Origin of the sequence: Vibrio sp. FF266, assembly GCF_041439695.1 — a bacterium.
GTDB lineage: Bacteria > Pseudomonadota > Gammaproteobacteria > Enterobacterales > Vibrionaceae > Vibrio > Vibrio tasmaniensis_A.
Genome location: NZ_JBGOOO010000027.1, coordinates 46,711 through 61,368, shown reverse-complemented (window position 1 = coordinate 61,368; position 14,658 = coordinate 46,711). Strand labels below are relative to the sequence as shown.

Here is a 14,658-nt window from a genome sequence, read left to right as displayed (position 1 = left end):
AGCTGATCAGATCGTAGGTTCTGGATTTAGTTCCACTGAATTACGCAACAAAGCCCCTCTAACCATTGATTAAAACTAGAGACAAGCTCGAGTACAAAGTAGTTAGGGTGTGATATAGGAAGCAAATCATAAACAACAAAGTATGACTTTACATTTCTTTGCTTCAATTGTTGTATTAAGTTCTTTTTCGAAAATCCATTATCGGGATGAAGATCTAGGAAAACTAAAATATCACCATCTTTAAATTCTATAACATTGCTATTTTGCGTATTTATATCTGGAACTGAAAAGTTTCCATTAGCTATATTCGGATAGTAGTAATTATTGTCACCAGGATATGAAAACGCGACTTGGCAATCGTAATTTTCAAGGTTTTCTTTTAGTAAAACATCACATATTGCTCTAACCACACGTTGTATTCCCGTCGCATGGTCAAAATGCACTAAGGAGCTAATATCTAAAAATAGAGTGTTCTTTAATTTTACATCAGGCATGATTTCAGTTAACAATTCCATATTTAATTGAGGCGCTTCATTTTCACCATCTACATCTACATCTACATCTACATCTACATCTACATCTACATCTACATCAGGTAAACTATAAGTTATTGGACTAGTTCTCATTAGTTTCGACTGAAATTGTAACGCACTCTCTTCCCATGTTAACCAAGGCATACCGATTGATACAGGGTGTTTGTCCGCATCGTATAAGTTCGACCAGTTGATAACTGCATCTTTAACCACTTCAAACTCGATACTATCTTCAAAAAAGTATGCATGTTGTCCTGCTACCTCACGAAATACCGGAATATCACGAGCAATGATAGGAATTCCGTATTGAGCAGCTTCTATCAGAGGTAAACCAAACCCCTCACCATAAGAAGCGGCAATTAAAGCTCGAGCATTTTTGTATAGGTACTGTAACGTTTCGTCTGCGCAGTCACTCAACCATTTGATGTTTGATGCTTGTAAATTAGCTAACTCTAATTTTTTAATTAGACTCTCAGTATTCCAACCAACCCGACCGACTATAAGTAAGGTATAACCCTCGAATGAGCCACTCAATCTTTCAAATGCATCAACAACTTGCTGGTGTCCTTTGCGTGGTTCAATTGTCCCAACCATCAAAAAGGTTTTAGATAAATCTATTCCTTTTAGGCCTTCCTCTTCAACCTCTAATTGAGTATCTTCTGAAGGTGAAGCCGAAAAGTCAGCTCCTAAATGGAAGTGTTCAATGGTATAAGGTAACTCTCGAACGACTGACGAGGATAGAATGAACTCTTCGAGCTCATGAGCAACCGACTCTGATATACAAAGAAGTAGATCCGATCTTTCAGAAATCATTTTTCCCCACAATGGAAAAGCGTCTCTAATTCCAGAGTGAAAGAAAGTAGGCATTGTTATTGGCAAAATATCGTAAACAACAATGCATATATAAACACCAATTTCACGCCACTTCTTGTATATTTGTCCAGTCCGTTCTGCCGCGTGAGCGACTAAGTCTAGCCCTACGAAAACATCACTTGAATGTGGTTGAACATAACCTTGGTTCACACTTTTTATGTGCTCGTATTTATTCTCATAATCACGCGCATAATAATAATTGCCATCAGATGCAAGGTAGATCAGTCTCATTTGATGTGAAAGCTTGAGCCCACACATTTGTCCGATAATAGACTTGACGACTCGTTGAATTCCTGTCTTTGCATCACTTTCCGCTAATGCCGTTATATCGATTAGCAATTCAGGCTGACTTTTGGGTGCTGATTGATCAATAGCACTAGCAATATTACAAAGATCAGTGTCTGATAGAACAGCAGGTGTAGATACACCCTCAATACACTGTTGATACAACTCTTCCTTTGATATATATGCTTTATCCGGAAGGGTAAATGACTCAATTTCTTGAAGAAACCTTTCAGCAGTCGTAGTCCACGAAAATTCTTTCACCCTTTTTTTAGAATTATTAAGCAATAACTGATTAAACTCCGAATCAGTTATTGCTTTTGTAATCACCTTTGCCATATCAAGAGAGTTAAGAGGATCAAACAACGCACTCTCTAGCCCAATGACCTCAGGAATGCTTGTTACATTAGAACCAATTACAGGAGCACCACATACCATAGCTTCTAGACATGGCAGACCAAACCCCTCATGTAAAGATGGAAAGACAAATAAGCTACATCGGTTATATAAAACAGCTAGTTCTTCGTCTTTTACATGCCCTGTAACCGTCCATTCATCTTGTAAAACACCAAGCTTATTCGCCTTTTTGTTTAGAGTCGCCTTTCGTTCCTCATCAATATACGAAACAATAACCAATTTAAAAGAACTTCTGATCTCTTTATCAAGCAGTGAGTAGGCTTCAAGTAAACCAGCAATGTTTTTCCTTTTATCAAGGTTCGCTGTATATAAAAGATAGTTGCCGCAAATGTTAAATTTATCTAAAACTTCATCAGAGCTAGCCTCTGAAAGCTTAGCATTTAAGAAAGTATGAGATACCGAAGATGATATGTTCGACAACTTTTCGTTGCCTAGTTTTAGATACTCAGAACACTCTCTCTTGGTGCTATCAGAAATTGCAAATAAAAGGTCAGCACGCTTCAGTTGTTCAACTTTTTCATAGTACCATGCTTTATGCAGCGGGATTTTCAGGTACTCTTTTTCATTAACTAGCGGGATTAAATCGTATACAGTAACAGCGGTAGGGATTGAATTTATCTCAGGTATACTAACGACTGAATTATTGTCAAAGCCTTCAAACAAACTGCTAACATGAACAAAATCCGGATTAATTAAATTAATCTCATATTCTCTTATTTTTTCTGTCGCACGTATAAGCTCAATATTATTTTCAAGACCCGATGTTCTTGGTAAACCGGAAAAAGTATGGATATTTTCACAACCTATAATAGGCTCGAATACCGTTCTCAACGGTAATATTGATTCAGATAAGTTAGAATTAAGTAGTATATGAAAGTCATGCTTATCACTACCAATTGAAATCAATTCTAAAGCTAAGTCTAATGAATAACGTCCAATCCCTCTCAAGCGGCTAGGACTTTGACAAGATTGTAAGTCAATTAAAATTTTCATAATTTTTTATTTCTTTTAATTGTATTTAATATTTCATTCCCTCTATCTGTTAAGACCTCAGTATCAACAGGCATTATGGAAGATTCATTGTTACTTATGTACATAACTCTAGTAAATTGCTCTAATTTACTGCTTTTTCTGATCAATTTTAATATTTGTTCTTTTAGCGTCGGGTTTCTAATAATTACCTTAATTGGGTACCTAATTAACCGACGGGCAACCTTTAAAAAGAGTCTTTTCAATTTTCTTGCTATACGAAACGGTAAGCGCACTAAAAATCGTATCGGTTTTGTAATACGCCAAGAGTTTGAGTTTAGAATTGCATTAATCATTCCCTCAGCTTCACTCAATTTAGCTTCGACTGCATGAACACTAGCGAGCGCTACACTTGCCTCAGCTATTGCTTCATTCGCTCTAGCTTCTGCTTCATTCGCTCTAGCTTCTGCTTCATTCGCTCTAGCTTCTGCTTCATTCGCTCTAACTTCTGATTCATTGCCTCTCATTTCAGCATTGCGAGTTTTCGTTTCAAATCTAGCTAACTTAACTTCTATTTTATTAACCTTTCGTCTTGACTGAACAGACAAGATGTTGTTTTTATCCTTCTCCAATTCTAAGCTTTGGTTATAATTCTCTAGGTTTTGGTTACAAGACTCTAAGCTTTGACGACAAGTTTCTAAATTTTGATGACAAATAGAAAGCTCTGTCATATAGTTTCTCGCAAGCTCTCTGGCTCTTTCTGAATCTTTTAGTATTGAGTTAGTATCAAGCTTTGAATATTTAGGGAGATATTCATCTTTAAAAGCTAATACGTTTTCTAATAACTCGCTATCGTAACCACTTTCTAAAAATAGTTCATGAATTGTAGACTCAATATTTGAGAAGAACTCAACATCTTTATTTGTAAACTGACACTGCGGAACTTGACAGTCCGAGAAATCAACACCTTGAATTCCCATATTATTAAGTTCTTCTGATACTAACTCTTTATAATCATCACATGTTGATAGCTTATCAATGTTAAAAATATAATCAGCAGTTTCCAGAGCCTCAATTAGGCTAGATAACCAAATGGCATAAAAAACTAAATAGCTATTTTCAGCGCTTAATTTAACTTTCATCAATTGGGAGAACCGACTTAAAAGATCATCATTACCATATTTAGTTATGTTGATCTTTTCAGAAATTTTCTTAATAACATCTGGCTGTGGACTCGCCGATAAGATTAGTAAATTCACGGTGTCAAAATAATCAGTTACTTTGTATGACCACCACTGATCCCATGGGTTTCGCCACAGATAGAGGTGCGTGCCTGCCATTTTGTCTTTAATAGCCGCCATTCTTGAACTCAATCTACACTCTTGAATCACACAACGATGTTCACTATTCTCTACAAGAATATTTAGATAATCACATAGCGATTCAACGTTCGTGTTGAAATAATTATCGTATATATCATCTTGATTTAAGTAAGGTAATGCTTTATCTGAGATCTTGTATAACTCATGAAAATATGATTTTTCCAAGATTGGGTGTCTTAGTTGATCGTTCTTTTCACTTCCGGTATCTTGATTTAAAACCTCATGGTCGTCCAATGCCATAATACCGATTTCATGAACGGGCTCTTGGTAGCAAGTATATCGTTCTCTACTTTCTCTAAACTTTTTAAAAATATAAGTACTACTCGCTCTGAATATACTATGAATAAAAATTACTTCATTATCATTATTTATTTTCATATTGCTCACGCTTTCTTCAATGCAAAGTTAACTGGTGTGTTTACCAATCCATATTTCACATAAGTATACTCATCTTCGATAACTCTAAAAATCAATGCATCAACTCTTCGATGTAAAAATATAGGCGAATCTTCACTATCATCCCTCAGGCCAACATTAATGTAGTAGGTTCCAGGTGCAAAAGAGTTTTCGATATCAAATTCAACATCAACCACATCTCCTGATTTGTGATTTTTATTTTCTAACTTGTAATCTACGGTATCCACACCAAGTAATGAAATTCCATCCTTTGTTTTTATCATAAAAGAAAATATAATATCATTTACATCTTCTTTGAAGGCAACATTGTATTTGAGTATAATTTTAGACCGACTAGAGAATACATTGGTTTTTTTATTTTTTATGTTTTCCAACCAAAGGTTTTTAATTTCTGCTCTCTTATCGCCATATTGAATTTCACAGTCACTAATCAGTTCTGGATCTATTGCATCTAAACTGTCTATTTCATCTAAACTGTCTATTTCATCTAAACTGTCTATTTCATCTAAACTGTCAATTTCATTATCGGAGTTAAATAGTTCTTTTTCATACTGATCAGCAACACTTTTTGCATCTCCAAAGGCTGCCAATTTCCCGTTGTTTAATAAAAGGCCTTTATCACAAATCCGTTTCATACTTTCAATATCGTGAGTCACAAAAAGTAAGGTAGTACCTTTATCTTGAAATTCCTCGATTCTACGGAAGCATTTGCGTTGGAAAGAAGCGTCTCCAACGGATAGTGCTTCATCAACAATGAGTATGTCTGGTCTAATTGCAGTTGCAACAGCAAATGCTAATCGAACTTGCATCCCACTTGAATATACCCTAACTGGTTGATCGATATAATCACCAATATCGGCAAAGCTTTCAATTTCAGAGAAGCATGAGTCTATCTCTTCACTGGTAAGCCCTTGAAGCTGCCCTGCCATATATACATTTTGTCGCCCAGAGAAATCAGGGTGAAAGCCCATACCAAGTTCAAGTAACGCAGCAATGCGCCCCTCAACCATGATATCTCCGTCAGTAGGTTGAGTTGTTCCCGTTATCATTTTTAGTAGTGTACTTTTACCCGCACCATTAATACCAACTACACCAACGGCTTCTCCAGGTTCAATAGAAAAATTGATATCACTTAAAATCCATTTCAATTTGTGTTTAGTAAATGGCGATATCCATTCAATAAACCGAGCAAACCTTGAGTTATATAATTTATATGCTTTTCCAACATTGTTAACTGTGATTTTACCCATTACAATTCATCTACCATATCTGAAGAATGTTTACGAAATAAAGTTAGACCTACTAAACAGCAAAATATCGCAAAAATTAATACAGGAAATAAAAGTTGCCAATCTGGCGACTGCTTGTGTACAAATATTTCTTGATAAGATGATACTAGTCTAGCCATTGGGTTTAGCATTATGGCTGAATGTAATTCATCAGATATTATATCAATAGCATAAACAATAGGCGTAGACCAAAATAAGAACTGAAGACACACATCAACAAATTGTCCTACATCTCGAAAGAAAACATTCAAAATACCAACAATAATCCCAATCCCAGAAGCTAGTATAATTTGCAGAGTCAATACAATTAAGAAATCGAAAATAAGACTGCCTGGGAATTGACCAATTGATAGCAGGAAAATAATAAATAAGGAGAAAATAATAAAAAAGTTAATTGTTGATGATATAACAACTATTACAGGCAAGCATATTTTCGGAAAAGACATTTTTTTCAGTAGATTAGCATTATCGATAAAAACGCCTTTACTCCTGCCTATTATTTCTGCAAACAGCCCCCACGTTAAAACACCAGCACAAAGGTAAATACTATAAGCATATGGGCCAGTTTCGCCAGGAAGCCTAGCTTTCATTACTTGAGAAAAGACTAATGTATATACAAGTATCATTGCTAAAGGTTGTAATATCAACCAAGCAGCGCCTAACATACTCGTTTGATAGCGAGACTGAAAGTCTCGCTTAACACTAGCAACAATAAAGCCTCTGTAATTATAAATTGCTAATAATAACCCTTTCATTAATGACTGGCCTTTAACAAATCTAGTATTTTTTTAGTTTTTTCTTCCATTAACTCGATATCTGATCGAGATTCAACATTTAACCTCACAACAGGCTCAGTATTTGAAGAACGTAAATTAAAGCGCCAATCAGCGAACTCTAAACTAATTCCATCCGTCTCATCAAAAACTAAGGCATCATACTTGTATGACTCTAAAACCTTAGCAATTGATTCTTGTGGATTATCTAGCTTAGAGTTAATTTCGCCAGATGAAGGGTATGCGCTGATACGCTCTGAAACCGTTTCTGAAAGCTTCATGCTTTTAACTGACAACAGCTCGGTTACTAGCAACCAAGGAATCATACCTGAATCGCAATACGCGAAATCACGGAAATAGTGATGCGCACTCATCTCTCCACCGTAAATGGCATCCTCTTTACGCATTCGCTCTTTGATAAAGGCATGACCGGTTTTCGACATTACAGGAACACCGCCCGCTTTGGAGACAACGTCAATAGTGTTCCAAGATAAGCGAGGATCATGAATAATTTTCGCGCCTTTCTCTTTTTGTAAGAACGCTTCTGCGAGTAAACCTACAATATAGTACCCTTCGATAAAGTCGCCATTTTCATCAAATAAGAAACAACGGTCAAAATCACCATCAAAGGCGATCCCCATATCAGCCTTATGTTCTTTTACGGCATTTGCTGTATCTGCACGGCATTCTGGCAATAATGGGTTTGGGATACCGTTAGGGAAGTTACCGTTTTCCTCATGGTGAACTTTGATAAGTTCCAGCGGAATATTCAGTGCTTGAAAACGCTCTTCAAGAGCATCAATCACGTGCCCTGCAGCGCCATTACCAGAGTTGATCACCAGTTTCATCGGTTTGATATTAGCTGGCGTAATATATCCCATCAAATGATCGGTGTACTCTTTCAAAACATTAATTTGCTTGTAGGTTCCTTTAACAGCAACGTCAATGAAGTCATTGTTTTCCGCTAACGTTTGAATATCTCGTAACCCAGTATCACCACTAATTGGTCTTGCTCCTTCACGAACAAGCTTCATACCATTGTAATCCATAGGGTTGTGACTAGCTGTAACCTCTACACCACCATCAACACCTAGATGAAAGGTAGCAAAGTAGATTTCTTCCGTACCTGATAAGCCAATATCTAGAACGTGAACACCCGCCTCCATCAAACCGTTAGCTAAAGAGAGTTTCAGTTCTTCACTCGTAAGACGAACATCACCTCCAACAACAATGGTTTTTTCATCTGCACTTTCACTTTTTAAAAACTGACCGTAAGCTCGGCCGATTCGGTACGCGATGTCATTATCGAGTTCTGAGCCTAGCTGACCGCGAATATCATAAGCTTTGAAGCATGTTAACTTTGTCATTATTTACTTTCCTCTAAACGTACTACGTCGTCTTCGTTTAGGTATGAACCTGATTGTATTTCAATAAGCTCGAGTGGTATTTTACCCGGGTTTTCAACCATATGACTTACGCCAACTGGAATGTAGAGTGACTGATTTTCAGAGATAATTTGTTCTTCGCCATTGCTACTTACTTTGGCAGTACCAGAAACAACGACCCAGTGTTCTGCCCGATGATAATGCATCTGGAGTGATTGTTTTTTACCTGGTTGTACGGTAATACGATTCACCTTGTATCGGTCACCACCATCAATTGCATCAGACTTACCCCAAGGGCGGTAAACTTCTCTATGCTCTCTGAATTCAGCTCGGTTTTCGGCCTTCAGATGCTCAACAATTTTCTTCACTTGTTGAACATTGTCTTTGTGAGCGACCAAAACTGCATCTTTGGTCTCCACGACAACGATGTCTTTTACTCCAACAGAAGCTACCAGTTTATTCGGAGCGTAAATGTAACACCCTTCAGTATCCTCTGTTATCGCATCTCCATGAATCACATTTCCAGAGCTATCTTTCTCTGAAACTTCCCATAACGCGGACCATGAACCAACGTCACTCCAGCCTGCATCCATTGGAACGACTACAGCCTTGTCGGTGCGCTCCATTACAGCATAATCAACCGAATCATCCGGGCATTTTAAGAATTCACTCTTATCTACACGAATAAAGTCCATATCTTCTGTCGTGCCATTTGTTGCTTTTAAACAGCACTCATGAATTTCTGGTGAATATTTCTTAAGCTCTTCAAGAAAAATACTTGCTTTGAACATAAAGCATCCGCTATTCCAATAGTACTCTCCACTTGCAACGTATTGTTCAGCAACTTCTAGTTGAGGTTTTTCAACAAACTTGTCTACAACATAAGCTGCATCACCTTCTTTAGATCCTCGCTTAATATAGCCATACCCCGTTTCAGGTGCAGTTGGTACTATACCGAAGGTTGCTAACTTACCAGCATCTGCAACAACCTGAGCTTTACGAATTGAATCTTGAAACGCTTCCGTATCTTGTACTATGTGGTCAGCGGCTAGAACAAGCATCACAGGATCATCACCATGCGCCATAGCTTGCATTGCAGCCAATGCAATAGCCGGTGCTGTATTTCGCCCTGCCGGTTCCAAGATAATACGAGCTTCCTGCCCAAAAGTACGAAGTTGCTCCGCAACCACAAAACGATGGTCCTCATTAGAAATAATGATCGCTTCAGAAGCCGACATACCACTAATTCGATCTAAGGTGGACTGCAACATCGTTAATGAATTGTGATTATCTAGCGCTAAAAATTGCTTTGGAAACGCTGAACGCGACAGAGGCCATAAACGAGAGCCAGAACCCCCAGCCATAATGACAGGTATAAACATAATTTTTCTTCTTTAATTTGTAATCAATACTTTGGCCCCTGCTTCGTTGTCAGAGCAAGGGATAACAATAAATTGCTTAAAAACAGCGCCAAACTACTTAACAGTTGGTTGTCATACGCTGGATTAACAATGAGCTTTAGCTACATTTCCTTTCGAAGATATACGATATTCATCAACATATGCTGGTATGAAAACTGACTTTCCTTTTTTCAACTTCACAACCTCACCAGAGTCATGAGTTAACGTCAGTTCAGCATCCAACGGCAATAAAATCTCGGCACTTTCTGGACAAACAAGCTCATTATTCGGGTTTTCATAAACAGAGAATCTGAAATCAGGAACCGGAACGGGATAAGTGAGAACACCATTCTCACTTATCGGCGCTAACTTTAGCGCATCAAACGGCTTTTCCTCAAAAAGAGTACAACTAGCAAGTTCTTGAACATCAATGTGTTTAGGGGTTAAACCTGCTCTAAGAACATTATCAGAATTAGCCATAACTTCTAATGCCGTCCCTTTTAAATAGGCATGGGGCGTTCTGGCATCTAAATACATCGCCTCTCCAGGTTCCAAAGTAATGACATTGAGCATTAATGGGGTGAACAAGCCGACATCACCAGGATACTGATCTGACAATGTTAAGATTAGTGAAGACAACTCTTGGGTTACATTATCCTCAATTTGGGAAACTAATGAGTCGACGGCTTCGACTTTGTTATCCCCTTCCAGTGAGAGGATACCTACAAAAAACTCACGAAGTCCTTCTGAAGAAGGGTTTGCATTAAAATGTTCAAGCAACTCACTTAACTGTGGAACCCCAACACCTGAAAATAGTGAAATAATCTCAGGGATTGCTCGGAAACCATTCATAGCTTGATAAGAAGTTAAAGCATAAACCAGTTCAGGTTTGTGATTCGAATCCCTATAATTCCTGTGATGAGCTGAAAGAGGAACCTGAGCTTGCTCTTCTTTGTGGAAACCAAGCTCAGCTTCCTCTTTACTCGGATGCACTTGAACAGACAGTGCACTTTCAGCGGCTAGAATTTTAAATAGATACGGTAACTCTCCAAATTTCTCACTTATCTGCTTTGATAGAAACTCATCTTTGTGAACATCAATCAATTGAGACAATAATACTTTTAAGTCGCTACTTTGAACCTTTGAGCACCCATTTGGATGAGCCCCCATCCACATTTCAGCTTGTGGTTCATCGCCAATGTTATCTATATCAAATAACTGATTAAACGAAGACTTACTACCCCAAGCAAAATTTTGAATGACATTATCCATCTCAAAAAATTTTTTTTCTTTTTCAGCTTCAAACATTTATGTAATTCCTGACACCTTAAATTTTAGCCACCTCAAAAAATAGGCATGCTACCGCCCTTTGATAATCAGGCGAAATCACACTACGCATATACAGGAATGGCTTAATACTTATGTTATTATCTCCAATGTCTCAGTAGGAAGCAAAAAAAATTCTATTTCTCCTCTTACCAATCACAGTAATGGCTTTGAGGTCTAAATGGTAAGAACCTAACTATGACTTCGGCTCTATATACACCAAACCCAAAACCTCGCTATACTCCTACCCTATAATTTTTCGCCCAATAACGAATAAGAGTTCAAGATATGCAAGAGTTAGTTCCATTTGTTCAAGAGAATATGATTTTAGCCATCGTATGGATCGGCTTGGTTGTTGCCATCATTGCGAACGTTATCAAGACATCAAACGCCGCTTACAAAGAGATCACGGCAGCGCAAACCACACACATGATTAATCGTGAAAACGGTGTTGTGGTTGATATTCGTACTAAGGATGAGTTCAAAAAGGGCCATATTACTGACGCAGTTCACATTTTGCCGTCAGATATCAAAGCAAATAGCTTTGGTAGCCTTGAAAGCCACAAAGCCGACCCAATCATCGTAGTATGTAAGACAGGTCAAACAGCTCAAGAAAGCGCTAACCTACTGGTTAAAGCTGGTTTCGAAAACGTAAGCGTGCTGAAAAGCGGCTTAGTGGCTTGGAGCGAAGCTAACCTACCTTTGGTGAAAGGTAAAAAGTAGTTAAAGGTAAGCTGACCTAACTAAACGAATATGACTTTAAGGTTTTGTTCAACAGAGATGGCGAACGAAACCTAATTATAAATTTTTAAGGACAAGAAAATGGCTGAAGCAGCACAACAAGACGCACAACAGAACTTCGCAATCCAACGTATCTTCCTAAAAGACGTATCTTTCGAAGCGCCAAACTCTCCAGACATGTTTCAAAAAGAGTGGAACCCAGATGTAAAACTGGACCTAGACACTCAAAGCCGTGAACTTGGCGAAGGCGTGTACGAAGTAATCCTACGTCTAACGGTTACGGTTAAAAACGCAGAAGACACTGCATTCCTTTGTGAAGTTCAACAAGGCGGCATCTTCTCTGCAAGCGAAATGGAAGCTGGCCAACTAGCTCATTGCCTAGGTGCATTCTGCCCGAACATCCTGTTCCCATACGCTCGTGAAACGATTTCTAGCCTAGTGGTTAAAGGTACGTTCCCACAACTGAACCTAGCACCAGTTAACTTTGATGCTTTGTTCATGAACTACCTACAAAACCAAGCTCAACAAGCTGAAGGCGAACAAGCTTAAGTCTCAAAGTAGAGCTTAACTCTAACGATTCAAGCGCTAGTTAGCTTTTAAGTGCACATCGCAACTTCTGCGATGTGCATTTTTTCTTTACACTGTACTAAAATTGAAAGCTCCTCTGATTTTAGTGGATAGCTTTTCCAAGACTCTTCGATTTCCCTCATTATTTTTAGGTGGAAGCATGACAGAAACAACTCACCCGACAATCTCGACAAACGCTTACGGCAAAGAGATCGCCATGGCAGTAATTGGCGCAGGTTCTTACGGAACATCTCTAGCTATCTCTCTAGCGCGTAACGGTGCAAACGTTGTTCTGTGGGGGCATGATCCTGTTCACATGGCTCGTCTCGAATCTGAGCGCGCAAATAATGAATTTCTACCAAATATCGACTTCCCAGAAAGTCTGATCATCGAGTCAGACCTTGAGAAGGCAGTAACAGCAAGTCGTGATCTTCTTGTTGTCGTCCCTAGCCACGTATTTGGTATCGTTTTAAATAGCCTTAAGCCTCACTTAACAGATTGTTCTCGTATCTGCTGGGCTACTAAAGGTTTAGAGCCGGAAACTGGTCGCCTGCTAAAAGATGTCGCTCATGATGTGCTTGGTGATGGGTACTCGTTAGCAGTTCTATCAGGACCTACCTTCGCCAAAGAGCTAGCGATGGGTATGCCAACGGCAATCTCTGTGGCTTCCCCTGATGCAGAATTCCTTGAGCAACTTCAAGAAAAAATTCACTGTGGCAAAACGTTCCGTGTGTACGCAAATTCAGATTTTATTGGCATGCAGCTTGGTGGTGCAGTGAAAAATGTCATCGCCATTGGTGCTGGCATGTCGGATGGTATTGGTTTTGGTGCCAATGCACGTACTGCACTTATCACTCGCGGTCTAGCTGAGATGAGTCGACTAGGCGCAGCTCTTGGTGCGCAACCAGAAACCTTCATGGGCATGGCTGGATTGGGTGACCTAGTGCTAACCTGTACTGATAACCAATCACGTAACCGTCGCTTTGGTTTGGCACTTGGCGCAGGTAAAGATGTAGATACAGCACAAGAAGAAATTGGCCAAGTAGTGGAAGGTTATCGCAACACCAAAGAAGTTTGGTTACTATCAGAGCGTATGGGCGTTGAAATGCCCATTGTTGAACAGATTTATCAAGTGTTGTATCAAGGGAAAGATGCACACCTAGCAGCACAAGATCTGCTTGCTAGAGACAAAAAGTCAGAAAGATAGTAAGAGCAGATACGAAATTAGAGTAAGCGAGATACGAAGAGAGTTAAAGGTACGGGTAATCAAGATGCGAATAGCATAAAGTAAATGACCCGAACAAAGTTCTCCAACTCGCTCGTTCCTCACTCTTGAAGATGACGTTAATATAATGCTCGTCATTGAAGAATGAAGTATCTGGAATCTCATTTACGCTAATTGGCTTTTCTAAGCTCTTCGTATCTATCATCTCGCTACGCGTATCTGATTTAAAAGAATGGATGGAAAAATGAAACACTGTGAACAGCAAAAAGTTTGGCAATGCATAGTGAAGGAAGCTCGACAGCAGTCAGAGCAAGAACCTATGCTTGCGAGTTTTTATCATGCCACGATCATCAACCATGAAAGTTTAGGCGCAGCCCTTAGCTACATCCTAGCAAACAAGCTAAAGACGGCTTCAATGCCAGCAATGGCAGTACGTGAAGTGGTTGAACAAGCATTTAAGCAGGATCAATCGATTATCGATGCGGCAGCTTGTGATATTTGCGCGACGGTAAATAGAGATCCTGCGGTCGAGATGTACTCGATGCCTCTACTTTATCTGAAAGGCTACCACGCTCTGCAAGGTTACCGAGTAGCGAATTGGCTATGGAAACAAGGGCGTATCGCACTTGCTACTTACCTACAAAACCAAATTTCAGTTGCTTGCCAAGTTGATATTCACCCAGCCGCGCGTATCGGTAAAGCTATCATGCTCGACCACGCCACTGGTATCGTGATTGGTGAAACTGCTGTCGTCGAAAATGATGTATCGATCCTTCAAGACGTTACCCTTGGTGGTACTGGTAAAGAAGGCGGCGACCGTCACCCCAAAATCCGCGAAGGCGTAATGATTGGGGCCGGTGCTAAAATACTCGGCAACATTGAAGTAGGTGAAGGCGCGAAGATTGGTTCATGCTCTGTTGTACTACAAGCCGTACCACCTCATACAACAGTCGCAGGCGTTCCTGCAAAAATTGTCGGAAAACCGAAAACAGATAAACCATCTTTAGATATGGACCAAGGCTTCAATGGTCGCTCGCAAAATTTCATTCATGGTGATGGAATATAAGAGCTGACCCTAG

General features: G+C 39.2%; 11 protein-coding genes. 4 read left to right on the top strand and 7 right to left on the bottom strand.

What is annotated here, in order from left to right; translation table 11 throughout:
* Positions 1-26 precede the first annotated feature (26 nt).
* The 7 genes from ACED59_RS17870 to manA form a co-directional block, all read right to left on the bottom strand.
* Positions 27-3,098 (bottom strand): glycosyltransferase family 4 protein, encoded by a 3,072-nt coding sequence (locus tag ACED59_RS17870; protein ID WP_371731371.1) that lies wholly within the window; start codon positions 3,096-3,098, stop codon positions 27-29.
* A complete protein-coding gene (locus ACED59_RS17865) occupies positions 3,095-4,843 on the bottom strand; it encodes a hypothetical protein (RefSeq protein WP_371731370.1) in 1,749 nt (582 codons plus the stop codon). Before ACED59_RS17865 ends, ACED59_RS17870 begins: the two co-directional genes overlap by 4 nt.
* Positions 4,840-6,123: an ABC transporter ATP-binding protein gene (locus ACED59_RS17860; RefSeq protein ID WP_371731369.1), complete on the bottom strand. Its 1,284-nt coding sequence runs from the start codon at positions 6,121-6,123 to the stop codon at positions 4,840-4,842. The genes ACED59_RS17865 and ACED59_RS17860 overlap by 4 nt, the downstream gene beginning before the upstream one ends.
* Complete coding sequence (locus ACED59_RS17855) at positions 6,123-6,917, bottom strand: ABC transporter permease (RefSeq protein WP_017097365.1); 795 nt, start codon at positions 6,915-6,917, stop codon at positions 6,123-6,125. Before ACED59_RS17855 ends, ACED59_RS17860 begins: the two co-directional genes overlap by 1 nt.
* Positions 6,917-8,302, bottom strand: coding sequence for a phosphomannomutase CpsG (gene cpsG / locus ACED59_RS17850; RefSeq protein WP_017097366.1), 1,386 nt, complete (start codon positions 8,300-8,302; stop codon positions 6,917-6,919). Before cpsG ends, ACED59_RS17855 begins: the two co-directional genes overlap by 1 nt.
* A complete protein-coding gene (locus tag ACED59_RS17845) occupies positions 8,302-9,702 on the bottom strand; it encodes a mannose-1-phosphate guanylyltransferase/mannose-6-phosphate isomerase (protein WP_017097367.1) in 1,401 nt (466 codons plus the stop codon). The genes cpsG and ACED59_RS17845 overlap by 1 nt, the downstream gene beginning before the upstream one ends.
* 123 nt (positions 9,703-9,825) lie before the next feature.
* Positions 9,826-11,028: a mannose-6-phosphate isomerase, class I gene (manA, locus tag ACED59_RS17840; protein ID WP_017097368.1), complete on the bottom strand. Its 1,203-nt coding sequence runs from the start codon at positions 11,026-11,028 to the stop codon at positions 9,826-9,828.
* A 306-nt stretch (positions 11,029-11,334) separates the two neighbouring features.
* Here manA and ACED59_RS17835 point away from each other — a divergent pair, with 306 nt between their 5' ends.
* The 4 genes from ACED59_RS17835 (at position 11,335) to cysE (ending at position 14,645) form a co-directional block, all read left to right on the top strand.
* A complete protein-coding gene (locus tag ACED59_RS17835) occupies positions 11,335-11,769 on the top strand; it encodes a rhodanese-like domain-containing protein (protein WP_016786319.1) in 435 nt (144 codons plus the stop codon).
* Positions 11,770-11,868: 99 nt separating this feature from the next.
* On the top strand, positions 11,869-12,336 hold the full coding sequence (gene secB / locus ACED59_RS17830) for a protein-export chaperone SecB (RefSeq protein WP_009847959.1): 468 nt from the start codon (positions 11,869-11,871) through the stop codon (positions 12,334-12,336).
* A gap of 178 nt (positions 12,337-12,514) precedes the next feature.
* Complete coding sequence (gene gpsA, locus ACED59_RS17825) at positions 12,515-13,561, top strand: NAD(P)H-dependent glycerol-3-phosphate dehydrogenase (RefSeq protein ID WP_032499719.1); 1,047 nt, start codon at positions 12,515-12,517, stop codon at positions 13,559-13,561.
* Positions 13,562-13,823: 262 nt separating this feature from the next.
* A complete protein-coding gene (gene cysE, locus ACED59_RS17820) occupies positions 13,824-14,645 on the top strand; it encodes a serine O-acetyltransferase (protein WP_009847961.1) in 822 nt (273 codons plus the stop codon).
* The last annotated feature ends 13 nt before the right edge of the window (positions 14,646-14,658 follow it).

Excerpts from the sequence above, each read along its gene's own strand:
- gpsA (WP_032499719.1), top strand. The coding sequence starts at position 12,515 with ATGACAGAAACAACTCACCCGACAATCTCGACAAACGCTTACGGCAAA.
- cpsG (WP_017097366.1), bottom strand. The coding sequence starts at position 8,302 with ATGACAAAGTTAACATGCTTCAAAGCTTATGATATTCGCGGTCAGCTA.
- manA (WP_017097368.1), bottom strand. The coding sequence starts at position 11,028 with ATGTTTGAAGCTGAAAAAGAAAAAAAATTTTTTGAGATGGATAATGTC.
- ACED59_RS17835 (WP_016786319.1), top strand. The coding sequence starts at position 11,335 with ATGCAAGAGTTAGTTCCATTTGTTCAAGAGAATATGATTTTAGCCATC.
- ACED59_RS17855 (WP_017097365.1), bottom strand. The coding sequence starts at position 6,917 with ATGAAAGGGTTATTATTAGCAATTTATAATTACAGAGGCTTTATTGTT.
- ACED59_RS17845 (WP_017097367.1), bottom strand. The coding sequence starts at position 9,702 with ATGTTTATACCTGTCATTATGGCTGGGGGTTCTGGCTCTCGTTTATGG.
- secB (WP_009847959.1), top strand. The coding sequence starts at position 11,869 with ATGGCTGAAGCAGCACAACAAGACGCACAACAGAACTTCGCAATCCAA.
- cysE (WP_009847961.1), top strand. The coding sequence starts at position 13,824 with ATGAAACACTGTGAACAGCAAAAAGTTTGGCAATGCATAGTGAAGGAA.
- ACED59_RS17870 (WP_371731371.1), bottom strand. The coding sequence starts at position 3,098 with ATGAAAATTTTAATTGACTTACAATCTTGTCAAAGTCCTAGCCGCTTG.
- ACED59_RS17860 (WP_371731369.1), bottom strand. The coding sequence starts at position 6,123 with ATGGGTAAAATCACAGTTAACAATGTTGGAAAAGCATATAAATTATAT.